The 21,971-nt window shown below is 42.3% G+C and carries 19 protein-coding genes; 10 read left to right on the forward strand and 9 right to left on the reverse strand.

Features of this window, described 5'->3' with window-relative positions:
• Positions 1-15: 15 nt before the first annotated feature.
• Complete coding sequence (gene fabF / locus HH214_RS02845) at positions 16-1,257, reverse strand: beta-ketoacyl-ACP synthase II (protein WP_169605908.1); 1,242 nt, start codon at positions 1,255-1,257, stop codon at positions 16-18.
• A gap of 104 nt (positions 1,258-1,361) precedes the next feature.
• On the reverse strand, positions 1,362-2,312 hold the full coding sequence (locus tag HH214_RS02850) for a Smr/MutS family protein (protein WP_315853183.1): 951 nt from the start codon (positions 2,310-2,312) through the stop codon (positions 1,362-1,364).
• Positions 2,313-2,430: 118 nt separating this feature from the next.
• Here HH214_RS02850 and HH214_RS02855 point away from each other — a divergent pair, with 118 nt between their 5' ends.
• Both HH214_RS02855 and HH214_RS02860 read left to right on the forward strand, forming a co-directional pair.
• On the forward strand, positions 2,431-3,102 hold the full coding sequence (locus tag HH214_RS02855) for a phosphatase PAP2-related protein (protein WP_211166296.1): 672 nt from the start codon (positions 2,431-2,433) through the stop codon (positions 3,100-3,102).
• Between the two features lie 79 nt (positions 3,103-3,181).
• A complete protein-coding gene (locus HH214_RS02860) occupies positions 3,182-4,708 on the forward strand; it encodes an IS1182 family transposase (RefSeq protein ID WP_169605910.1) in 1,527 nt (508 codons plus the stop codon).
• Between the two features lie 166 nt (positions 4,709-4,874).
• On the opposite strand, the gene HH214_RS02865 is transcribed toward HH214_RS02860, so the two are convergent.
• The gene (locus tag HH214_RS02865; RefSeq protein WP_169605911.1) at positions 4,875-5,231 is read right to left on the reverse strand and encodes a hypothetical protein; all 357 of its coding nucleotides are present in this window, start codon (positions 5,229-5,231) and stop codon (positions 4,875-4,877) included.
• A 193-nt stretch (positions 5,232-5,424) separates the two neighbouring features.
• Here HH214_RS02865 and HH214_RS02870 point away from each other — a divergent pair, with 193 nt between their 5' ends.
• The gene (locus HH214_RS02870; RefSeq protein ID WP_169605912.1) at positions 5,425-7,206 is read left to right on the forward strand and encodes a thiamine pyrophosphate-requiring protein; all 1,782 of its coding nucleotides are present in this window, start codon (positions 5,425-5,427) and stop codon (positions 7,204-7,206) included.
• A 392-nt stretch (positions 7,207-7,598) separates the two neighbouring features.
• Complete coding sequence (locus tag HH214_RS02875) at positions 7,599-9,101, forward strand: malate:quinone oxidoreductase (RefSeq protein ID WP_169605913.1); 1,503 nt, start codon at positions 7,599-7,601, stop codon at positions 9,099-9,101.
• A 94-nt stretch (positions 9,102-9,195) separates the two neighbouring features.
• Here HH214_RS02875 and HH214_RS02880 read toward each other — a convergent pair whose 3' ends face one another.
• Positions 9,196-11,088, reverse strand: coding sequence for a RecQ family ATP-dependent DNA helicase (locus HH214_RS02880; RefSeq protein ID WP_169605914.1), 1,893 nt, complete (start codon positions 11,086-11,088; stop codon positions 9,196-9,198).
• A 199-nt stretch (positions 11,089-11,287) separates the two neighbouring features.
• Here HH214_RS02880 and HH214_RS02885 point away from each other — a divergent pair, with 199 nt between their 5' ends.
• On the forward strand, positions 11,288-12,526 hold the full coding sequence (locus tag HH214_RS02885) for a sensor histidine kinase (RefSeq protein ID WP_169605915.1): 1,239 nt from the start codon (positions 11,288-11,290) through the stop codon (positions 12,524-12,526).
• The gene (locus HH214_RS02890; RefSeq protein WP_169605916.1) at positions 12,504-13,016 is read left to right on the forward strand and encodes a DinB family protein; all 513 of its coding nucleotides are present in this window, start codon (positions 12,504-12,506) and stop codon (positions 13,014-13,016) included. The genes HH214_RS02885 and HH214_RS02890 overlap by 23 nt, the downstream gene beginning before the upstream one ends.
• 63 nt (positions 13,017-13,079) lie before the next feature.
• On the opposite strand, the gene HH214_RS02895 is transcribed toward HH214_RS02890, so the two are convergent.
• Positions 13,080-13,469 carry a DUF6249 domain-containing protein gene (locus tag HH214_RS02895; protein WP_169605917.1) on the reverse strand — a complete coding sequence of 130 codons (390 nt, stop codon included), beginning with the start codon at positions 13,467-13,469 and terminating at the stop codon, positions 13,080-13,082.
• 188 nt (positions 13,470-13,657) lie between these two features.
• Between HH214_RS02895 and HH214_RS02900 the strand changes: the two genes are divergently transcribed.
• From HH214_RS02900 to HH214_RS02910, 3 genes are all read left to right on the forward strand, one after another.
• On the forward strand, positions 13,658-14,239 hold the full coding sequence (locus tag HH214_RS02900) for an RNA polymerase sigma factor (protein ID WP_169605918.1): 582 nt from the start codon (positions 13,658-13,660) through the stop codon (positions 14,237-14,239).
• The gene (locus HH214_RS02905; RefSeq protein ID WP_169605919.1) at positions 14,236-14,733 is read left to right on the forward strand and encodes an anti-sigma factor; all 498 of its coding nucleotides are present in this window, start codon (positions 14,236-14,238) and stop codon (positions 14,731-14,733) included. The genes HH214_RS02900 and HH214_RS02905 overlap by 4 nt, the downstream gene beginning before the upstream one ends.
• Before the next feature lie 356 nt (positions 14,734-15,089).
• Entirely contained in the window at positions 15,090-15,929 is an 840-nt protein-coding gene (locus HH214_RS02910; RefSeq protein WP_169605920.1) for a DUF2911 domain-containing protein, read from the forward strand.
• Positions 15,930-16,102: 173 nt separating this feature from the next.
• Here the strand turns inward: HH214_RS02910 and HH214_RS02915 are convergent, their stop codons facing one another.
• The 3 genes from HH214_RS02915 to HH214_RS02925 all read right to left on the reverse strand — a co-directional run bounded on the left by HH214_RS02915 (position 16,103) and on the right by HH214_RS02925 (position 19,695).
• Entirely contained in the window at positions 16,103-17,629 is a 1,527-nt protein-coding gene (locus tag HH214_RS02915) for an IS1182 family transposase (RefSeq protein ID WP_169605921.1), read from the reverse strand.
• Between the two features lie 68 nt (positions 17,630-17,697).
• Positions 17,698-19,392, reverse strand: a complete 1,695-nt coding sequence (locus HH214_RS02920; RefSeq protein WP_169605922.1) for a sodium:solute symporter — start codon at positions 19,390-19,392, stop codon at positions 17,698-17,700.
• Positions 19,393-19,503: 111 nt separating this feature from the next.
• Positions 19,504-19,695, reverse strand: a complete 192-nt coding sequence (locus HH214_RS02925; protein ID WP_169605923.1) for a hypothetical protein — start codon at positions 19,693-19,695, stop codon at positions 19,504-19,506.
• Between the two features lie 139 nt (positions 19,696-19,834).
• On the opposite strand from HH214_RS02925, the gene HH214_RS02930 reads away from it, so the two are divergent.
• Complete coding sequence (locus HH214_RS02930) at positions 19,835-20,212, forward strand: hypothetical protein (RefSeq protein ID WP_169605924.1); 378 nt, start codon at positions 19,835-19,837, stop codon at positions 20,210-20,212.
• Positions 20,213-20,283: 71 nt separating this feature from the next.
• Here HH214_RS02930 and HH214_RS02935 read toward each other — a convergent pair whose 3' ends face one another.
• Positions 20,284-21,906 (reverse strand): NADP-dependent glyceraldehyde-3-phosphate dehydrogenase, encoded by a 1,623-nt coding sequence (locus HH214_RS02935; RefSeq protein WP_169605925.1) that lies wholly within the window; start codon positions 21,904-21,906, stop codon positions 20,284-20,286.
• Positions 21,907-21,971 lie beyond the last annotated feature (65 nt).

Genomic DNA, 21,971 nt, shown 5'->3' on the forward strand with positions numbered 1-21,971 from the left:
CCCTGATTAAGTAATTTATATCTTTTTAAATACGACTACACTGTTATGCCCGCCGAAGCCAAAGGTATTGCTCAGCGCAGCATTAACAGTTTTTTGCAAAGCTTGTCCGGTTACAATCTGCAAGCCGGATGGTAAACGTTCATCTAACTGTGTAGTGTTGATAGTTGGTGGAACCACATTATCAGTAACCGACCGGATAGCAATAATAGCCTCTACTGCACCAGCTGCTCCAAGCAAATGCCCCGTCATGGATTTGGTGGCGCTTACTGCTAAACCTGCATTGTTCTGGAAAACTGCATGTATAGCTTTCGCTTCGCTTAAGTCGCCCACTGGCGTAGAGGTAGCATGGGCATTCAAGTAATCTACTTCGTCGGCATTCAATCCGGCATCTTGTAAGGCCAATTCCATACCTTTAATGGCACCTTTACCTTCCGGGTGCGTAGCCGTAATGTGGTAAGCATCGGATGTCATGGCTGCACCAGCCAGTTCGGCATAAATATGAGCACCGCGAGCTTTAGCATGTTCGTACTCTTCCAATACTAGTACGCCGGCACCTTCGCCCATTACAAAGCCATCACGTTCGGTATCAAACGGGCGTGATGCCGCTTGAGGGTCATTGTTACGGGTAGATAAAGCTTTTAATGCATTGTACCCACCAATAGAACCTTCGGTAATAGGCGCATCAGCGCCGCCGGTAATCATGATTTTAGCCTTGCCCCAGCGTATGTAGTTTAGCGCATCCATAATGGCGCTATTGGCACTGGCACATGCGGATACAGTAGTATAGTTAATTCCCATCAAACCATATTTGATAGAAATTAAACCTCCTGCCATATTCACCAGCGTTTTAGGGATAAAGAACGGGTTGAAATGCGGCTCATTCTGCGCTTGTGTGTACTCGCTGATTTGCTCCTCAAAGGTTTCCATTCCACCCTGTGCCGAACCAAAAATCACCCCTACATCATACGGCGACATGGCAGATACATCAAAACCAGAATCTGTAATGGCTTGTTGAGCAGCAATTAATGCATATTGCGTATACAGATCGTTCCGTTTAATCTCGTTCCGATCCAGAAACTGTGCCGTGCTGAAATCATCAGGCAACTGGGCTGCAAACTGCGTTTTAAACTTTTCAGGATTAAAGCGGGTGATAGTTTTAGCGCCGCTTTGTCCGTTTACTATATTTTGCCAGAAAGTGCTTACATCAGTGCCTAAGGCCGATACCACACCTAATCCGGTTACAACAACTCTTTTCATTTTTGCAAATGGGCAAACTAGCTCCTGCATGAAGTAACTATACCCGTAAAACTTGATTTAAAATTGGCGCAAAGTAACTGAATTATTCAGCTTATTAGGCATACCTATTTTAGAATTACTTTGGTAGCCCCGTAGCCAAACTTCTCTTTACGGGCATCTAAAAAGGTTTTTACCTTTTGGTGTTTACCTAATTGCTTATGCAGTTCATGGCGCAGTATGCCATTTCCTGCTCCGTGTATAAAAGTAATTTCATGCAATTGGTGTACAATAGCCGCATCCAGCGCCTTTTTAAAATGCTCCAGCTGAATATTCAGTATTTCACTGCTGTTCATAAACTGGTGGTCTTGCCGTAATTTTTCAATATGCAAATCCACCTCGTTGCCAGGTTTATCTACCTGCTGCTTTTCCTGAGCGGGTTTGAAAAAGCTTTCTTTTAATTTTTCAGCATCTATAACCAGATCATCCTCATCCAACCTGATGAGCCAACCATTTTGGTTGAGTACAGGCAATGGCTTTTTAGCGCCGGCAAAATCTTTAGCTTTAAATTTTTCTTTAAACACAAGCGGCTCATGCGGTGCAGTTTGCTGGCGGGTAAAATACAAAGCCTGTAATTGGAACTCAGGCCATAGTTGTATATCGGCCAACTGTGCCGAATAAATTTCTGTAGCCGATTGTGGCGCTACAATACCGGCATACTCTCCTTTATAACTCTCCTGCTTACCGGTACTATGGGCTACCAATAACTGGAAAGAAGTATTATTAATTAAATGAAAATGCACTACTGATGCCGCCTTAGCATCACTCACTACCCCAAGGTAGATACCTTTAGTTTTGAACTCAGCAGCAGGCACAACCGGCGTATCATGAACCACATCGGTTTTATCGCGTTTGGATACATGGCCGTGTACTGATGTTACTTTACTGGCCAGTACGGGTATCTCAAAGTCGTCTTCGTCGGTAACGCCAATCATCTGGTCGTCAATTATACGGGTTACATAGCCTTCCCGCCTTTCATCCACAAAGCGCACAAAATCACCCAACTTATATTTCATCATCTTAGGTTTTTAACAGGTCAAAGTTACTTTAAACCAAACTATAGTACACCAGTCAAATTGTACATTAATTTAATATTGACATAAAAATTATTTAACATATTAACAGCAAACGCTAATTTTGACCACCCTTAGTTTTATTATTGTGAGCCGTAACGTAACACTTTCTTTGAAACGCAACTGGAAAACTACTTGGCAAACGCCATCATTACGCATATTGATGCTTATTGGCTGTTTTATAGCCGCTATACTTATTTCTGTACTACCTATTTTTTTTCAAAATATTGAAAAACGCCCCGGCATACAGCTGAATGATCGGATACTGTCGCACACTCCAGCTTACAATGTGTCCATTTACCTCTTCCTGATTATTTGGAGCATGGCGCTGCTAACACTGGTTAGGGCCGTGTATAAACCTGAAATTTTTATTAAATACTTGTGGCTGTATTCAGCTATATGCATTACGCGCATGATTACCATTACGCTAATTCCATTAGCCCCGCCGGCAAATCTTATGAATTTGGTAGATCCGCTTACGGGTGTTTTTTACGGTCATGCTAACATTACTAAAGATTTATTTTATTCAGGCCACGTATCTACCTTGCTGGCTATGTATTACTGCTTGCATAAAAAATCAGATAAGCGGTTTGCCTTACTGGGTGCCGTAGTGGTAGGCGTATTGGTATTGGTACAACACGTGCATTATACCATTGATGTACTGGCAGCCCCACTCTTTGTTTTTGTACTTAATAAACTGTTAACTGCATTGTTGTTTCCATCAACCAGGCAGTAAAATGAATACACATAAAAAGAGGCTGTCTCATAAGGGACAGTCTCTTGTTGTTTTAGGATATTTTTGGTATCTTAAAGGCATGGGAGGCAAGATAGTCTTTAAGGAATATGATCCAGACCAGTTAACGTTTTTACCGTACAAACTGGAGGAACTGGTACCGACAGGTCATCCGGTCCGTATCGTTAAACAGGTCGTGGACACGGTAGATGTCAAACCGATCAACCGGAAGTACAAAGGCGGCGGGGCGTCAAGTTTCCATCCCCGGCTGATGCTGAAGCTGCTGGTTTACGGCTATCTGACCAATACTTATTCCTCACGCAAACTGGAAGAACAGGCGGCACAGAACGTACACTTCATGTGGCTTTTAGGGATGAAAAAGCCCGACCACAACACCATCAACCGTTTTCGCAGCGAGAAGTTGTCAGGCGTCTTAAAGCAGATCTTCTCACAAATCGTGTTGCTGCTCGAGCAGGAAGGTATCGTATCCTTGAAAGAAGCCGTTTTTACTGATGGTACCAAGATCGAATCAGCGGCGAACAAGTACACCTTCGTATGGGGCAAAAACATCAAGGCGAATAAAGATAAGATGAAAGCCCAGCTTGATGAACTGTGGGGTTATGCGCAAAGCATTGCCGCCGAAGAACTAAAAGATACAGCGCCCTTGGAATATAGTGAGATCAACCCGGAGAAAGTAAAGGAAACCATCTCAAAGATCAATGCAGCCTTAGATGATAAAGAAGACGTAGACAAAAAAGTAAAGCAAAAGCTGAACTACGCAAAGAAGCACTGGCCGGAGAGCCTGGCACGGTATGACGAGCAGGAAAAGTTATTAGCCGGCCGTAACAGCATGTCAAAGACCGACCCGGATGCCACCTTCATGCGGATGAAGGAAGACCATATGCTGAACGGACAACTTAAGCCGGCCTATAACCTGCAGATATCCACCCAGGAGCAATTCATCCTTAATTATACCCTGCATCAAACCTCAACCGATTACCAAACCTTGTCTTCCCATATTGAACAATACCAAGCCTTATATAAAGACCTGCCCAAAGCCATTGTTGCCGACACCGGCTACGGATCGGATGAGAACTACGGTGTGTTAGCGCGAAAAGGCATTGAGGCTTACATCAAATACAATACGTTCGATAAGGAACAAAAGGACGGTATCAAAGCGTTCAGTAACGACAGCCTGCATTATAACGAAGCGGAGAATTACCTTGTTTGTCCGATAGGTCAATGGATGGCGCATATCGGTAACGGTCAGCGAGTCACTTCATCTGGTTTTGTACAACTGATCAGCCGTTACCGTGCCCAGAACTGTGAAGGTTGCCCGATGCGTGGTGTTTGCCATACTACACAGGGTAACCGGGTCGTTGAGATCAACCACAGCCTAAGACAACATAAACAGGCAGCCAAAGAACGGTTGAATACAGAACAGGGTATCAACCTCAGGAAACGAAGGCCGGCCGATGTGGAACCGGTATTCGCCCAATTAAAGCATAACCATGGCTTCAGACGATTCCTGCTGAAAGGGATGTCCAAGGCCGAGGTCGAAATCGGCTTATTATCCATCGCACATAACCTAAGAAAATGGAAAACCTGAAAACAAGCTTTTTATAGACTTTTAGAACCTGTTAGAATCAATCCCCCGGTTCTTAAACGGCTGCTGACATCTTTCACTCAACCTTCCAACCAAAAATCATAACTAAATAAAAAACCGCCTCATATTTGACTTATGAGACGGCCTCTTTTTATGCACGGTGATGTTTTTAGTTTTTGGGTCTTTTCAGTGTACCTAAAAAATCCTGCCCGTGGTAGTTAAATTTCACATTAATCGAATCAGAATAAACCTTTCCCTCACTTGGAATGTCTTCGCCATTCAAATTAATTTTGTAGCTAAGCTGGTCTTTATCAATCTTGCCTTCTTTAATTTCCGATAAGCCAAATGGTGTAGTTATAGTACCGGTTAGTTTATCACCATCTACTTTAAAATCGGCAGCAACAGCCACATCATTTCCGTTGTAATCAAATGCGCCTACCCATTTTCCATTAATATCAGCTGCAATCAAACACAACAAAACACCGCATACAGCCAGTGCAAAAGAGTTAAGTAATTTTTTTGTCATAAGATTTGATATTTAATAAGTTATAACGATAATAAACGGAGCAATGTTCTATTAAAAAAAATTAAAAGTCAATATATTATTTACGCTTACGCCATTTTTCTAAATCAGATATTTTGGAAACAATTTTATCAACTGCCAGTTAATAATTACACCTGCCTAAAGCGCAGGCCGATTATAGATTAACAGCAAAACCATGAGCAAAAACGTTAGCGAATACATAGTAGACCGGCTGCATGCCTGGGGAATTAACCGTATTTTTGGTTATACCGGTGATGGTATTAACGGAGTAATGGGCGCTTTAGATAAAGCCCAGGATAAAATTGAATTCATTCAGGTTGCACACGAAGAAAACGCGGCTTTTATGGCCTGTGGCTACGCCAAGTTTACCGGCGAAGTAGGCGTATGTATGTCAACCTCCGGCCCAGGCGCTATACACATGCTGAATGGCTTATATGATGCTAAGCTTGACCACCAACCTGTAGTGGCTATTGTAGGTCAGCAATCGCAATTATCATTAGGCGCTACATACCAACAGGAAGTAGATTTAATTTCCTTGTTTAAAGATGTGGCTCATGAATATGTACACATGATTACCGACCCGGCCCAAGCGCGTCAGGTAATTGATCGCGCTATCCGCATTGCTAAAGCTGAACGTACGGTAACCTGCGTAATTCTTCCGAATGATGTTCAAGAAATGGATGCGGTAGAGGCGCCGCCACGTAAACACGGTAGTGTATTTACGGGCATTGGCCATAGCATTGAATTACCTGTTCCGCCATCATCTGAATTACAGAAAGCTGCTGCCGTTTTAAATGCAGGTAAAAAGATAGCCATATTGGCCGGTATTGGTGCTAAAGATGCCGCCGAAGAACTAAAGCAACTGGCTGATGTATTAGGTGCCGGTATTGCTAAAGCTTTATTAGGTCGTGCCATTTTACCTGATGATTTGCCTTATGTTACTGGTGCAATTGGCTTGCTGGGGACTAGTGCCAGCTGGGAACTAATGTCCGAGTGTGATACTTTATTCATGATAGGTACAGGTTTCCCTTATTCAGAATTTTTACCGAAAGAAGGACAAGCCCGTGCAGTACAGATTGATATTGACCCTAAAATGGTGAGCCTGCGTTACCCAACCGAAGTAAACCTGATTGGCGACAGCAAAGCTACCTTAAAAGCCTTATTACCATTGTTACAATATCATGAAGACCGCTCATGGCGTGAAAGCATTGAGAAAAATGTAGCCGATTGGTGGAAAGTGGTAGAAGCCAAATCGAAAGTTGAAGCTAAACCATTGAACCCACAGTTGGTAGTACAAGAACTATCATCACGTTTACCCGACCGTTGTATTGTAACGGCCGATTCAGGTTCATCAGCCAGCTGGTTTGCGCGTAACTTGAAATTTAGAGAAGGCATGATGGCTTCGCTATCTGGCTCATTGGCTACCATGTGCCCGGGGGTACCTTATATTACGGCTGCCAAGTTTGCTTATCCTGACCGTGTGCCAATTGCTATTATTGGTGATGGTGCTATGCAGATGCTGGGCATTAATGGCATGATTACCATTTCTAAGTATTACAAGAAATGGAGCGATCCGCGCCTGATTATCCTGGTACTGAACAATCAGGATTTAAATATGGTAACTTGGGAACAACGCGTAACCAATGGTAACCCTGAATTTGTGGGTTCACAATCTATTCCTGATTTCCACTTTGCGCAATATGCAGAGCTGCTAGGTTTGAAAGGTATCAAGATTGACAAACCAGAGCAAATTGGTCCGGCATGGGATGCCGCTTTGTCGGCTGACCGCCCTACCTTGATTGAAGCCATGGTTGACCCATCAGTGCCACCGCTGCCACCACATATTACCTTTAACCAGATGGTAAACTTTACCAAAACCTTGATTAAAGGCGACGACAAAGAAAAAGACGTAATCCGCCAGTCGTTTAAAGATTTATTGCAGGAAATACTGCATTAAGTAGATAGATTATAGTAATAGCCCGTTTCCATTTCATTATGGTAGCGGGCTTTTTTGTTGTGACTGCTTGTATTTTCATTTGAAGTTGTGGCGTGACGGACTTACCCGTATTTGAAGCATCATGAATAATTTACCCACACTTACAAACGGCTGTACACAATATTGAGAAATTACGAATATCATAAATTCACTACTTTCCTTATAAAATTGCATAAGGCAGGTATATTTTTTATTTATGCATTCTGAAAAAACAATCCATTGTGTAACTGTTTAGTTTAAAGTGCGGGCAGGTACATGAAATTGTAATTTTTATGTAGCTAAACCGGATAATAGTTCCTTAAAATTTAGGTACAAAGTAATTTGCGTGTACATTTGTACTGTTCGAAACCAAAATGAGTAATAACCAACTTAATAAAAATACGGAAGCTGACGTAGTTTTAATCGGGGCTGGCATTATGAGCGCTACTTTGGGCGCCATGCTGAAAGAACTACAACCCGACCTGACCATTGAAATGTTTGAAAGGCTGGATACCATGGCCGCCGAAAGCTCGGATGCGATGAACAATGCCGGTACAGGCCACTCGGCTTTTTGCGAGCTGAACTATACGCCAGAACTTTCTGATGGTACGGTAGATATTTCGAAGGCCATCAAGATTGCGGAACAGTTTGAAACTACTAAAGAATTCTGGTCGTTTTTGGTAGAGCAGAAATTATTGCCCGAGCCTAAATCATTCATTACCCCCGTGCCGCACATGAGTTTTGTGTGGGGTGATGATAATGTAGCTTACCTGAAAAAGCGTTATGAAGCATTGGCTAAACACCACTTGTTTGCCGGTATGCAATACTCTGAACATACCGACCAGCTGATGCAGTGGATTCCGCTCGTAATGGAAGGCCGCGACAAATCATTGAAAGTATCGGCAACCAAAATGGATTTAGGTACCGACGTAAACTTTGGTGCCTTAACTAACAGTTTGTTCGATTACATGCAGAAACAATCGGGCGTAAACTTGCATTTGCAACACGATGTAACCAACGTAAAACGTAATAAAGACCAAAGCTGGAAAGTTTCGGTTAAAAATTTAAAATCTGGCAGTAGCCGTACCTTAAACGCCAAGTTTGTATTTATCGGTGCTGGTGGTGGTGCATTACATCTGCTACAAAAATCTGGCATCCCAGAAAGCAAAGGCTTTGGCGGTTTCCCGGTAAGTGGACAATGGCTGGTTTGCCACAATGAATCAGTTATTGAACGGCACCAGGCTAAGGTATATGGTAAAGCTTCGGTAGGTTCGCCACCTATGTCAGTTCCTCACCTGGATACCCGGATGATTAATGGTAAAAAGGCTTTACTATTTGGCCCGTATGCTGGTTTTTCTACCCGTTTCCTGAAGCAGGGTTCTTTGTGGGATTTATTTGGCTCCATCAAACTGAGCAACATAGCCCCTATGATGAAAGCCGGTATTGACAATATTCCGCTTACCCGTTACTTAGTTAGCCAGGTTACCCAATCGCAAGATGATCGTATGGAAGCGTTGCGTGAATATTTCCCGCATGCTCGTCCGGAAGATTGGAGTTTAGATATTGCCGGTCAACGTGTACAGGTAATTAAAAAAGATCCTAAAAAAGGCGGCGTACTTGAATTTGGTACTGAAGTAGTTACCGCTGCCGATGGTAGCATTGCCGCTTTACTGGGTGCATCACCAGGTGCATCTACATCAGTTTCTATCATGATTCAGCTGATTGAACGCTGCTTTAAAGATAAAGCTCAATCACCGGAATGGCAGGCTAAGTTTAAACGCATGATTCCGTCTTACGGACAATCGCTGGCTAAAAACGTGCAACTGGCTAATGAAGCTCGCGAACGTACCAGCAAGATTCTGCAACTGGTAAAATAAGTTAATCTTTATCAAGCATAAAAAATCCCTTTGTGAATAAAGCAAAGGGATTTCTTTTTTGTAGGCTATGGTATTTAAGTACTACTTATTTAAGTTATAGGTAATACTTCTCACCATTAGTTTTTATCCTGCCGCTATCTAAAAGCTGGCGTATGGCGGTTAAGCGCTCCGCTTTCTGACCTTGTTTAATCGTGTTCACCAAATGTTCTAAATCGGCCGGGCCGCTATTAAGCAGTTGTAGTATGTCATCTACAATCATCTCCTGCAACTGACCGGCACCTTGCTGGCGCTTTTCTTGCAGGCAAATATCACATACGCCGCATTTGGGTGCATTCAGTTCACCAAAATAAGCCAACAGTTGCTGACTGCGGCATTGCTTGTGCTGAGCATAAGCAATAATAGCTTCCATCTTCTTTTGGTAAACGGCTTTGCGCTGGTCCATATACCGCTTGTCAATCAAGAGGTGTTCGGAGGTTTGGCGAGGTTTTAAGTAGGTTACCTGTGGTTTATCAGTTTGGCGCTGATAATTGAGCACACCAAAATCATGCAGTTGCTGCAAAGCATCTATAACCTGCTGCACGTTAAGGTTGGTGCGCTTTGATACATCAAACTCGCGTATGCGTACAAAGTTATCAAAAGCACCACCATACGAGCGTAATAAGGTTTTGATGAAAGGATCCCATGCCGGGTTTTGTATTTGAAAGTTATACAACTCTTCATTATAAACCTCAAACCTAAATCGTGATGGCAAAAACACGCTTTCATTAAACGACAGGTATTCGGCTTGCTCTAAAAACTTCAGAGCGTTCAACGTTTTCAGGGCATCCTGCTTAAAGCGGCTGCAAAACTCGGCCAAATCCAAATCAAAGCTTAACCCCTCGCCTGCCCCATAAGCCAGTTGATAGTAGTTAGCCAAGTAATGATAAGTTTGTTTAATTTCTTCCAACGTCGGGAAGCTAAGTTCAAACTTCTTTTCTTGCTTTTGCTGATCAGCTTGGTTAAACAACAGTACGGCAAACGCTTTCTGCTCATCGCGCCCAGCCCGACCTGCTTCCTGGTAATACGCTTCCAAACTTTCGGGCAAGTCTTTATGAATTACAAAACGCACGTCCGGCTTATCAATCCCCATTCCGAATGCATTGGTAGCTACAATTATTCGGGTACTATTGGCCTTCCACTGCTCCTGCTTAGCCGAGCGTAAATCGGCAGTCAGGCCAGCATGGTAATAGTCGGCCTCAAAACCGTAAGCGGTTAAAAACTTAGCCATCTCGGTAGTTTCCTTGCGGCTACGTACATATATAATGCCTGTACCTTTTACACCACGTACAATATCGAGCATTTTCCGCAGCTTGTTTTCTTCATACTGCACCAGGTAACTAATGTTTTTGCGTTCGAAGCTAAGCTGAAATACATTGGTAGCTTTAAACAATAACTTTTCCTGAATATCAGCTTTTACTTCAGTAGTGGCCGTAGCGGTAAGCGCCAGCACAGGTGTTTTAGGCAGTAATTGTCGCAAATCGGCAATATGCAGGTAAGGCGGCCTGAAATCATATCCCCATTGTGATATACAATGGGCTTCATCTACTGCAATCAGGCTTACCTTCATGTATTTAATGCGTTCGCGCACTAAATCAGATTGCAGGCGCTCGGGCGATAGATACAGGAACTTAACCGGCCCGTAAATACAATTATCTAAAGCAATATCTACCTCACGCTTGCCCATGCCCGATACAATAGCAATGGCATCAATACCTTTCGCTTTTAAATTATCTACCTGATCTTTCATCAAGGCAATCAGCGGCGAAATCACCAGGCAAATCCCTTCTTTAGCCATAGCCGGCACCTGATAGCAAATAGATTTACCACCACCGGTAGGCAGCAAAGCCAAAGTATCCTGCCCCTGCATTACCGATTCAATTATCTCCTGCTGTAAGGGTCTGAACTGATCGTGCCTCCAGTAATGTTGAAGTATTTGCGTTATGGTCATGAACAATAAATGCCGGCAGATTTAGTTTATGCTTAGTACTCTCAAAATAACAACAAAAAATAGTAATTTAAGTGTTAATAGGTAATAGCCACCTAACAAGTACCTTAACAGTACAAGTAAACCGCTATACAAATAAAACCTTTAGGCAAATACAAACCGTATCAACCTCAATGGGTTTTATGTACTTTTGAACTGATTTATGAGCACCCCCAACCCCTATCAACGAAAAAAACGCTGGAAATATTTACTGCTGATTTTTGCCGTCATTATTGCCAGCAGCTCTTTATTATATACCCAGTACCTGGTTAAAAATATAGCCAAATCAGAACGTACCCGCGCTCAGGTTTGGGCTATTACCATGAAGCAGATTTTATCAACCGATGATAACGATCAGCTTAATTACTTTTTTGAGGTACGTGATAGTTTAACTGTACCAGCCCTGGTTACCGATGAAAAAGGAGATTTTAAGTTTCAGCGCGGGTTAGATACCAACAAAACTTTTATCCCAACTCAAGGCATTACAGAGTTAGCCGGCAAAAAGAAGTATGATTTGGCTTATTTTCAAGGGGAGTTAAGCATTATGAAAGATCAGCACCGCCCTATTAAGATTAAGGTGCCAGAATCTTTTGGAGGGTATTGGTTGGTTTACTACAAAGATTCTTTGCTGCTTACCGAACTACGTATCTTCCCTTACATACAGCTTACTATTATTGCTGTGTTTTTAGTGGTCGCCTATACGGCATTTAGTTCGGCACGTAAATCAGAGCAAAACCAGGTTTGGGTAGGTTTGGCTAAAGAGACAGCGCATCAGCTGGGTACGCCTATATCTTCATTGCTGGCTTGGATTGAACTATTGAAAGATAAGTTTGATGCCGAGGACGACCCACTCATAGCTGAAATGGCTAATGATGTGCAACGATTGGAAATTGTGGCTGACCGATTTTCAAAAATTGGCTCAAAGCCCGTGTTGGAGCCACATTCGGTATATGCCGTGGTAAAAGATTTTATGGATTACTTTAAGGTGCGTGTTAGCGATAAAATTAGCTTTGAGCTTAATGGCAACCCGCAATTTATGGCCAGCTTGAATGTACCCTTATTTGCTTGGGTAGTTGAAAACCTGCTAAAAAATGCGGTGAATGCCATTGAAGGTAAAGGCAGCATTAAAGTGAACATCAACAGTAGCAAAACCAAAAACCTGATTTATATTGATGTGATTGATACCGGTAAAGGTATTGCCAGATCTAAATTCAAAACGGTTTTCAGGCCTGGTTACACTACCCGTAAACGTGGCTGGGGCTTAGGCCTGTCGTTAACCAAGCGTATGGTAGAAAACTATCATAATGGGCAAATTTTTGTAAAAGATTCGGAACTGGGCAAAGGCACTACTTTCAGAATTATATTAAAGAAGGTAAAAGATGATCAACCAACCGCAGCCTGATGAGTATGCTCCTTTTTACGCCAACTATATAAGCTTGGCTAGTCAAGGCAATACCATAGAAACACTTACCCGGCTTAAAGACAGCACTTATAACTTTTTCATAAGCTTACCAGCAGGCAAAGGCGACTTTGCTTATGCCGAAGGCAAATGGACCATTAAAGAAGTATTGGGTCACTTAATTGACTCGGAACGTATTTTTGCTTACCGTACACTCCGCTTTATTCGCAACGATCAAACCAATTTACCGGGCTTTGATCAGGATTTATTTGTAACCAATGCCCACTTTAATGAACGCGATTTGAATGATTTGGCATTGGAATTCAAAACCGTACGTGAATCTAACTTATATTTTTTCCGCACCATTACTGAACCTGATTCATTGAAGACTGGCTTAGCCAATGGTAATATTATATCTGTCAGGGCGCTGCTCTATATTGCGGCCGGCCATGAATTACACCATCTGCATATTTTAAACGAAAGGTATTTGTAAACTAAAAAGCCTTGCCTGTTTTTACAGGCAAGGCTTTTTACAAATTGATTGTTGGTAGTAAGCTTACTCGTAAATTTTTTCAGGTACGTGAACTTCAACTTTATCTTTGTCTTTATGCATATCTTTCTTTTCAATCAGGTAAGATAATAACAAACCTGCACCACCAAATATAGCCACCAAGGCGGTATAAATTACATCGTTATCGTTATCTGTATGTGCAAAAACTGTTTCATCCAGTAAAAAGGCAAAGAACATACCTAAGCCTGCACCAATCAATAATAACCCCCATTTTAAATTTTGATAGGGTGCTGATTGTGGTTTATAACGGCGTGGATCCATCCCGCGTTCAATCATCGCCATACGTTCACGTTTGTATAAGTATACAATGCCGAACACCATAGCAAAAAAGCCAAGTGGCACCAAAATTCCGACTAATTCTTTAGAGACTCCCATGATATTTAATTCTTTTAAGTTAATAATTTATTTTAAAGTTTTTTCAACCGGTGATTTGTAAACTATGACCACCTCATTTCTAATCAGGTTACAGGGGTTACACACTTTTATTTAATATATTTTTATAAATTTATTTTTCATTTAACCTGTAACCTTAACAAACTAGCTGTAGTCAGAGAGGTTGTAAAATGCAAAGCAAGCTCTCCGATATAGAATTAATTACCGAAACGTTGTCGGGCAACCAATCAGCCTATGCTGATCTGGTAAAGCGCCATCAGCGTTTTGTATTTACGCTGGCTATGCGTTTTGCCAAAAGCCGTGAAGATGCTGAAGAAATTGCACAAGATAGCTTTATAAAAGCATACCGTTCATTACAAAACTTTCAGGGGCAGTCCAAATTCAGTACCTGGTTGTACAGCATTGTATATACCACCGCCATGACCTTTTTACGAAAGAAAAAGCTGGATACTTCATCTATTGATGATGAAAATAATTTCATACAGCTAGAAAATCAATCGGGCGGCTTTGATAATAATAGTGCTGAAAATAAATCCAGGTCATACTACCTGAACCAGGCTATTGAGCAATTATCGGCAGATGATGCTTTATTAATTACCTTATTTTACAAAGGCGAACAAAGTTTAGAAGAAATTGCAGCTACGTTAGGGATTGAACCTAATAATGTGAAAGTGAAACTATTTAGAGCACGCCAGCGTTTGAAAGAAAAGCTAGAACGTAATTTACAACACGAAGTAAAAGAGTTACTATGAACAACATAGAAGAAAAACTATGGAGCTATATAGACGGCACCTGTACGCCTGAAGAACAGCAAGCCATAATCCGGCTGATTGAAGATGATGAGGTTTACCGCCACCAATACCAGCAACTACTGGCTTTTAACCAGGAGTTGCAAGCTATTGAGTTGGATGAACCATCTATGGCTTTCACTTATAACGTGATGGAGGCCATTCGTACCGAAGAAGCCCAAAAACCTTTAAAGGCAGCTATTAACCCGCACATTATAAAAGCCATTGCCGGATTTTTTATAGTAAGCATTTTAGCCTTATTAGGTATTGCCTTAGCAAACATGAACTGGTCGGCACCAGGCAGCAGCTTAACCGTACCTGTTGATCTGAAATCATTATTGCCTGTAAAAAGCTATACCAATGGTTCAGCGTTACGAATTTTCTTGTTTTTTGATGTTGTACTCGTACTATTTCTGGCCGATGGTTATTTACGTCGGAAGGCTAATTTAGCTCGCTAGTTAGAAAATACTGACACTATTGTATAAAATAATACACACCATGACAGGAGGTGCTGACATTTTGAAACACCTATATTTAACGATAAATCAAAAACAAGCCTAATTACTACTAAAACTTAACCTTTAGAAAACTTTAACAGTATTTAACTTTTGGCATTGTAATTGTTATAAATTAAGCGAATTGGTAAACTTACCAATTTAATTGTGATAAGGTTTAGGTTGAAAGTCCCCCAGAGCAAGTCCGGGGGGCTTTTTATTTTTTATAGCATTTTGTAATTCTTTGTAGTGGCTATTAGCTTACTTATACCGATTACAGCAATAATCCAGTATCTTCGTTACCTAAACTCATTCCTAACATGAAAAAGTTATTTGCTCCGCTTATGCTGCTGGTTACAGGCAGTATGCTGCAGGCCCAGGCTCAGGAGCTTAAATTACCTCAACCCAGTTCAACACAAACCGTTACGCAAGATTTTGGCTTAGGTAAAATTAACCTTACCTACTCTCGCCCAAATGTACATGGCCGCAAAATATTCGGAGGTTTGCTACCTTATGGTGAAGTATGGCGTACTGGTGCCAACACGGCTACCGTTATTAACTTTACTGATGCGGTAACTATAGATGGTCACCAGATACCAGCCGGTGAGTATGCCTTGTTTACCATACCCAACCCTAAGGAGTGGACGATTATATTAAATAAAAGCACCAAGCAATGGGGCGCTTACAGCTATAAAGAAGGTGATGATGTATTACGCTTTAAAGTAAAACCAGCTCATTTAAACAGCCTGCTGGAAACCTTTACTATGCAATTTGCCAATGTGGAGCCCTCAACTGCCGATTTGCATTTGATGTGGGAACGTACTGATGTAATCCTGCATCTGACTACAGATGTAGATACCCGTGCCATGGCGAATATAGATGCGGCTATGCAAGGCGAAAAGAAGCCTTACTATGCTGCCGCCATGTACTATTACAATACCAATAAAGACCTGAACAAAGCTTTGGGTTGGATTACCGAAGCAGAAAAAACGAACCCGAAAAGCCCGGTATATAAAGTTTGGAAAGCCCGCATTCAGTTAAAGATGGGTAATAAAGCTGCTGCTATAACTACTGCCCAGGAAGGTGCACAACTAGCTAAAGAGGCCAAAAACGAAGAGTATGCTCGTTTGAATGAAGCCGTAATTGCACAAGCTAAATAATAGTCAGCTACACAATGTATAAAACAAAAGAGGCCGTCTCATAAGTCAAATATGAGGCGGTTTTTTATTTAGTTATGATTTTTGGTTGGAAGGTTGAGTGAAAGATGTCAGCAGCCGTTTAAGAACCGGGGATTGATTCTAACAGGTTCTAAAAGTCTATAAAAAGCTTGTTTTCAGGTTTTCCATTTTCTTAGGTTATGTGCGATGGATAATAAGCCGATTTCGACCTCGGCCTTGGACATCCCTTTCAGCAGGAATCGTCTGAAGCCATGGTTATGCTTTAATTGGGCGAATACCGGTTCCACATCGGCCGGCCTTCGTTTCCTGAGGTTGATACCCTGTTCTGTATTCAACCGTTCTTTGGCTGCCTGTTTATGTTGTCTTAGGCTGTGGTTGATCTCAACGACCCGGTTACCCTGTGTAGTATGGCAAACACCACGCATCGGGCAACCTTCACAGTTCTGGGCACGGTAAAGGCTGATCAGTTGTACAAAACCAGATGAAGTGACTCGCTGACCGTTACCGATATGCGCCATCCATTGACCTATCGGACAAACAAGGTAATTCTCCGCTTCGTTATAATGCAGGCTGTCGTTACTGAACGCTTTGATACCGTCCTTTTGTTCCTTATCGAACGTATTGTATTTGATGTAAGCCTCAATGCCTTTTCGCGCTAACACACCGTAGTTCTCATCCGATCCGTAGCCGGCGTCGGCAACAATGGCTTTGGGCAGGTCTTTATATAAGGCTTGGTATTGTTCAATATGGGAAGACAAGGTTTGGTAATCGGTTGAGGTTTGATGCAGGGTATAATTAAGGATGAATTGCTCCTGGGTGGATATCTGCAGGTTATAGGCCGGCTTAAGTTGTCCGTTCAGCATATGGTCTTCCTTCATCCGCATGAAGGTGGCATCCGGGTCGGTCTTTGACATGCTGTTACGGCCGGCTAATAACTTTTCCTGCTCGTCATACCGTGCCAGGCTCTCCGGCCAGTGCTTCTTTGCGTAGTTCAGCTTTTGCTTTACTTTTTTGTCTACGTCTTCTTTATCATCTAAGGCTGCATTGATCTTTGAGATGGTTTCCTTTACTTTCTCCGGGTTGATCTCACTATATTCCAAGGGCGCTGTATCTTTTAGTTCTTCGGCGGCAATGCTTTGCGCATAACCCCACAGTTCATCAAGCTGGGCTTTCATCTTATCTTTATTCGCCTTGATGTTTTTGCCCCATACGAAGGTGTACTTGTTCGCCGCTGATTCGATCTTGGTACCATCAGTAAAAACGGCTTCTTTCAAGGATACGATACCTTCCTGCTCGAGCAGCAACACGATTTGTGAGAAGATCTGCTTTAAGACGCCTGACAACTTCTCGCTGCGAAAACGGTTGATGGTGTTGTGGTCGGGCTTTTTCATCCCTAAAAGCCACATGAAGTGTACGTTCTGCGCGGCCTGTTCTTCCAGTTTGCGTGAGGAATAAGTATTGGTCAGATAGCCGTAAACCAGCAGCTTCAGCATCAGCCGGGGATGGGAACTTGACGCCCCGCCGCCTTTGTACTTCCGGTTGATCGGTTTGACATCTACCGCGTCCACGACCTGTTTAACGATACGGACCGGATGACCTGTCGGTACCAGTTCCTCCAGTTTGTACGGTAAAAACGTTAACTGGTCTGGATCATATTCCTTAAAGACTATCTTGCCTCCCATGCCTTTAAGATACAAAAATCTCCTTAAAACAACAAGAGACTGTCCCTTATGAGACAGCCTCTTTTGTTTTATGTTACTACCCGTTTAGGAAGTACTATCTCTAATAAGGCTGCCAGCATAACTACCAATATACAGCCTAAGGCATTCAACCATAGGTAGGCTATCCATTCTTTCCATCCGCATAGTATTACTATAGCTTCGGTAATGATAGCAGCTATAAATACAGCACGACCGCCTATCTTTTTTAAATAGAAAGCTACTACGAATACGCCCAGCACCGTACCGTAAACATACGAGCTTAATTTATTGACGCCTTCCAGCAAGTTACCTAAATGGCCTGCGTATAAAGCCATGCCAATACACACCACACCCCAAAAAACCGTAGCCAGCCTGGAAGCGTTCAAATAGCTTTGTTCCGAAGCCTGTGGGTTAATAATCCGTTTATAAACATCAACAACCGTAGTAGAAGCTAATGAGTTCAAAGCACTGGCTGTTGATCCCATGGATGCCAGAAAAACAATAGCGATTAATAATCCCACCAATCCGCGAGGCAGGTAGTGTGTTACAAAGGTTAAGAAGATGTAGTTAGTATCGTTGGTATTAGCCTTTTCACTGTTTTGCTGCATTAAGGCCATACCCTGCTTACGCAAAGTATCGGTTTGTGCTTCGGCTGCTTTTAAATCCTGACTGGCTGTATTAATAACATTTTGGTTCTTAGAATCCATAGCACTCACCAGCGCTTCTGCTTTAATCTTCTTTACCGCAAATGCCGTGTCATATTCTTTTTCTAGTTGTTGGTACTGCGTAGCATAACGGCTTTGCTTGATCTGCTGTACCTCATACTGGTTAAAGAACATAGGAGGTCGGTTAAACTGATAAAAAGCAAATACCAACACACCAATCAGCAGTATCAAAAACTGCATGGGTATTTTAATCAGACCATTCATGATTAACCCCAGCCGGCTCTGCCCTACCGAACTACCGGTTAAGTAACGACCAACCTGGCTTTGGTCGGTACCGAAATACGATAATTGCAAAAAGAAGCCACCAATCAATCCGCTCCAGATATTATATTGATTTTTGGGGCTGAACTTCCAGTCAATCACATTCATGCGGCCCAGCTTGCCAGCCAAATGCAGCGCATGACCAAACTTCACGCCACCAGGCAGTAGCATAACCACCAGTAACCCGGCCAGAAACATACCCGAAAATATAATGCTCATTTGCAGCATCTGTGTATATGATACTGCCTTACTGCCGCCATAAACCGTATAAATGATAACTAAAAGCCCAATGAAAAACGTGGTATAAACCAAATTGAGCTGTAGTATAGTAGCCAAAATAATGGAAGGTGCATAAATAGTAATCCCGGTTGATAAGCCGCGTTGCAGCAGAAACAAAACAGCGGTTAACGCCCGCGTTTTTAAATCAAAACGCTGTTCCAGATACTCATATGCGGTATAAACCTTAAGACGATGAAAAATAGGCACAAAGGTGGTGCACAGTACAATCATGGCCAGCGGCAAGCCAAAGTAAAACTGTACAAAGCGCATCCCGTCACTATAAGCCTGCCCGGGTGCCGAAAGGAAGGTGATGGCGCTGGCTTGTGTAGCCATTACCGATAAACCAACGTTATACCAGGGTAATGAGCGCCCCCCGGCAAGATATTGATCAATGTTTTTATTGCCGCGGCTTTTCCAGAGCCCGTACAGAATAATGGTGAGTAAGGTAACGGCTAAAACAATCCAATCAATCAGGCTCATTTATATGATATAGTAATGAGCCAAAATACAAAAATTAAAAAAACCAGCCACACGATAACTATACCGTAAAACTGGTTCCAATTTTTAATAAACGGCGGTAAATCCTGCCGATCAGTCGATGTCTTCATGACCTTTTACCAGCGCTTTCAAAAACAATGCAGCTGATAATAAACCCAGCACACCACCAATTGGAATGTAGATAAAACCGCGGTTGATAATAGCGCCAGTAAACAAGCCGGCTAATAAAGCGATAAGATAGTAGTAACTGTCAACGCTTTTTTGTTCTTCTCTATGATGTGCCATGTTTTTTTGATAATCGTATACGCAAAAGTATAAGTTTAAAGGCGGTATGCCAAAATTTGTTTGTGGTAAAAAGCTTAAATAACTCCCCTAAATGCAACGTTAAGAAAATGCAGGTGTCATTTAAACAAAACTTTTAAATATGTGTATAAAAACCTTCAACCCACTGCTTAAAACTAACCTGATTGTATCTGCAAGCATTTTCTTTATATGCTTATTGAACAACCAAGGCTATGCTCAAACCAAAAACATCAAATTAACTTTGAAAGATAAGGCATCTGAAACACCGCTTAATGAGGCGACAGCTGTATTCATTAACCTGAAAGACACTACGGTGATGGACAAACAAGTCACTAAGAAAGATGGTGTAACCAACTTTACTTATCCGGGTGCAGGTAAGTTTCAAATCAAAATTACAAAGGCTGGTTATCAACCTGGACAGTGCTACGGAACTTTCGGTAATGCCAAAGATGATACATTTATGTACTTCACTTTAAAGTTGCTACCATCAGCTAAATAGACAATTTTACTCCAATAATAAAGGGCGATAAACTTTCGTTTGCCGCCCTTTATTATATAAAAAACTAAATACTAGAAAATGTAATCTGTGCTCAGGAAATTAGAATCATGATCGTGCACAATTTCATTTAACAACTCTTTGTTGGCATCGTTCAGCTTGGTAGCTACTAACGAGCGGATAGAGAATGAACGTAATGCATCATTTACTGACAGGGTTCCTTCAGCACTATCTTTACGGCCAGTAAATGGAAACACGTCCGGACCACGTTGGCACTGAGCGTTGATATTTACACGGCTTACCAGGTTCACGAACGGATCAATCAGTTGGGCAGTTTCAATAGGGTCGTTACTGAAAATACTTACCTGCATACCGTGCGGCGAATCAATCTGGTATTGAATAGGCTCCTCGATACTTTCGAAAGGAATCACCGGGATAACCGGACCAAACTGTTCTTCGCGGTACAGTTTCATCTTATCATTCACCGGATAAACTATAGCCGGATACACGAATGAAGCTACGTTTTCACCACCGTTCTCATTAACTACCTGGGCACCATTAGCTTTCGCATCTGTGATACATTCTTCCAGGTAGGCAGGTTTGCCGGGTTCGGCTACCGGGGTCAGGTTTACCCCTTTCAGCCAAGGCAAACCAAATTTCAATTTGGCTACACCTTCACTTAACAACTTCAAAAACTCATCAGCAACATCTTTATGTACATGGATGATTTTTATAGCCGTACAACGTTGTCCATTGTAAGATAAAGCACCCAAAATACATTCGTTTACTGCAATGCTCAAATCAGCGCTTTTGGTAACAATAGCAGCATTTTTGGCATCCAGGCTTAACACTGCACGCAGGCGGTTAATTTTAGGGTGACGTTTTTTCAAATCGTTAGCTACCTTGCTGGAACCAATGAAGGCCAGTACGTTAATTTTGCCGGTAGCCATCAACCCTGGTGTTACATTAGCACCACGACCGTAAACGGTATTTACCACACCTTTCGGGAACGATTCCTGGAAAGCACGCAGTAAAGGGTAGTGTAATAAAGTACCATGCTTTGGTGGTTTGAAAAGTACCGTGTTCCCCATGATAATAGCAGGAATCAAGGTGGTAAAGGTTTCGTTCAATGGATAGTTGAACGGTCCCATACACAACACCACACCCAATGGTGAACGACGTATCTGCGCTACTACACCTTCGGCCATTGTGAAACGTGACGATTCACGGTCAATTTCCTTCAGGGCATCAATAGTCAGGTTAATATATTCGATGGTACGGTCAAACTCCTTAGTAGAATCAGCAAGCGACTTACCAATTTCCCACATAATTAGCTTAATCACCAGTTCGCGCTGCTCGCTCATTTTGTACACAAAGGTTTGCAGACATTTAATGCGGTCGGCTACGCCCATGGTAGGCCATTCGCCACGGCCATTGTCATAAGCTGCTATAGCAGCATCCAAGGCTTCCATGGCTTCCTTTTCGGTACCTAGCGGGTAGCTGCCAATAACCTTACGCTGCAAGCCTTCGGGGGTAGGTACGCAAATAGGTGATGACACCTCACTTACATCGCCATCCCAGGTCCGCATTTCCCCGTTCACGAGGTACTCGCGTTGATGAATAGGCTCAATCCGGTATTCTTCCGGTATCTGGCTTTCATCAACAAACAGACTGTTCAGTTCGTCTTTAAAACTCATGATGTTTTGTTTTCAGATTAAATATATGTTCAGGTTGATTTTTGTTAGTGCAACATTACCAGCCG

Origin of the sequence: Mucilaginibacter robiniae (assembly GCF_012849215.1) — a bacterium.
GTDB lineage: Bacteria > Bacteroidota > Bacteroidia > Sphingobacteriales > Sphingobacteriaceae > Mucilaginibacter > Mucilaginibacter robiniae.

Excerpts from the sequence above, each read along its gene's own strand:
- fabF (WP_169605908.1), bottom strand. The coding sequence starts at position 1,257 with ATGAAAAGAGTTGTTGTAACCGGATTAGGTGTGGTATCGGCCTTAGGC.
- HH214_RS02850 (WP_315853183.1), bottom strand. The coding sequence starts at position 2,312 with ATGATGAAATATAAGTTGGGTGATTTTGTGCGCTTTGTGGATGAAAGG.
- HH214_RS02860 (WP_169605910.1), top strand. The coding sequence starts at position 3,182 with ATGGGAGGCAAGATAGTCTTTAAGGAATATGATCCAGACCAGTTAACG.
- HH214_RS02865 (WP_169605911.1), bottom strand. The coding sequence starts at position 5,231 with ATGACAAAAAAATTACTTAACTCTTTTGCACTGGCTGTATGCGGTGTT.
- HH214_RS02870 (WP_169605912.1), top strand. The coding sequence starts at position 5,425 with ATGAGCAAAAACGTTAGCGAATACATAGTAGACCGGCTGCATGCCTGG.
- HH214_RS02875 (WP_169605913.1), top strand. The coding sequence starts at position 7,599 with ATGAGTAATAACCAACTTAATAAAAATACGGAAGCTGACGTAGTTTTA.
- HH214_RS02880 (WP_169605914.1), bottom strand. The coding sequence starts at position 11,088 with ATGACCATAACGCAAATACTTCAACATTACTGGAGGCACGATCAGTTC.
- HH214_RS02885 (WP_169605915.1), top strand. The coding sequence starts at position 11,288 with ATGAGCACCCCCAACCCCTATCAACGAAAAAAACGCTGGAAATATTTA.
- HH214_RS02890 (WP_169605916.1), top strand. The coding sequence starts at position 12,504 with ATGATCAACCAACCGCAGCCTGATGAGTATGCTCCTTTTTACGCCAAC.
- HH214_RS02895 (WP_169605917.1), bottom strand. The coding sequence starts at position 13,469 with ATGGGAGTCTCTAAAGAATTAGTCGGAATTTTGGTGCCACTTGGCTTT.
- HH214_RS02900 (WP_169605918.1), top strand. The coding sequence starts at position 13,658 with ATGCAAAGCAAGCTCTCCGATATAGAATTAATTACCGAAACGTTGTCG.
- HH214_RS02905 (WP_169605919.1), top strand. The coding sequence starts at position 14,236 with ATGAACAACATAGAAGAAAAACTATGGAGCTATATAGACGGCACCTGT.
- HH214_RS02910 (WP_169605920.1), top strand. The coding sequence starts at position 15,090 with ATGAAAAAGTTATTTGCTCCGCTTATGCTGCTGGTTACAGGCAGTATG.
- HH214_RS02915 (WP_169605921.1), bottom strand. The coding sequence starts at position 17,629 with ATGGGAGGCAAGATAGTCTTTAAGGAATATGATCCAGACCAGTTAACG.
- HH214_RS02920 (WP_169605922.1), bottom strand. The coding sequence starts at position 19,392 with ATGAGCCTGATTGATTGGATTGTTTTAGCCGTTACCTTACTCACCATT.
- HH214_RS02925 (WP_169605923.1), bottom strand. The coding sequence starts at position 19,695 with ATGGCACATCATAGAGAAGAACAAAAAAGCGTTGACAGTTACTACTAT.
- HH214_RS02930 (WP_169605924.1), top strand. The coding sequence starts at position 19,835 with ATGTGTATAAAAACCTTCAACCCACTGCTTAAAACTAACCTGATTGTA.
- HH214_RS02935 (WP_169605925.1), bottom strand. The coding sequence starts at position 21,906 with ATGAGTTTTAAAGACGAACTGAACAGTCTGTTTGTTGATGAAAGCCAG.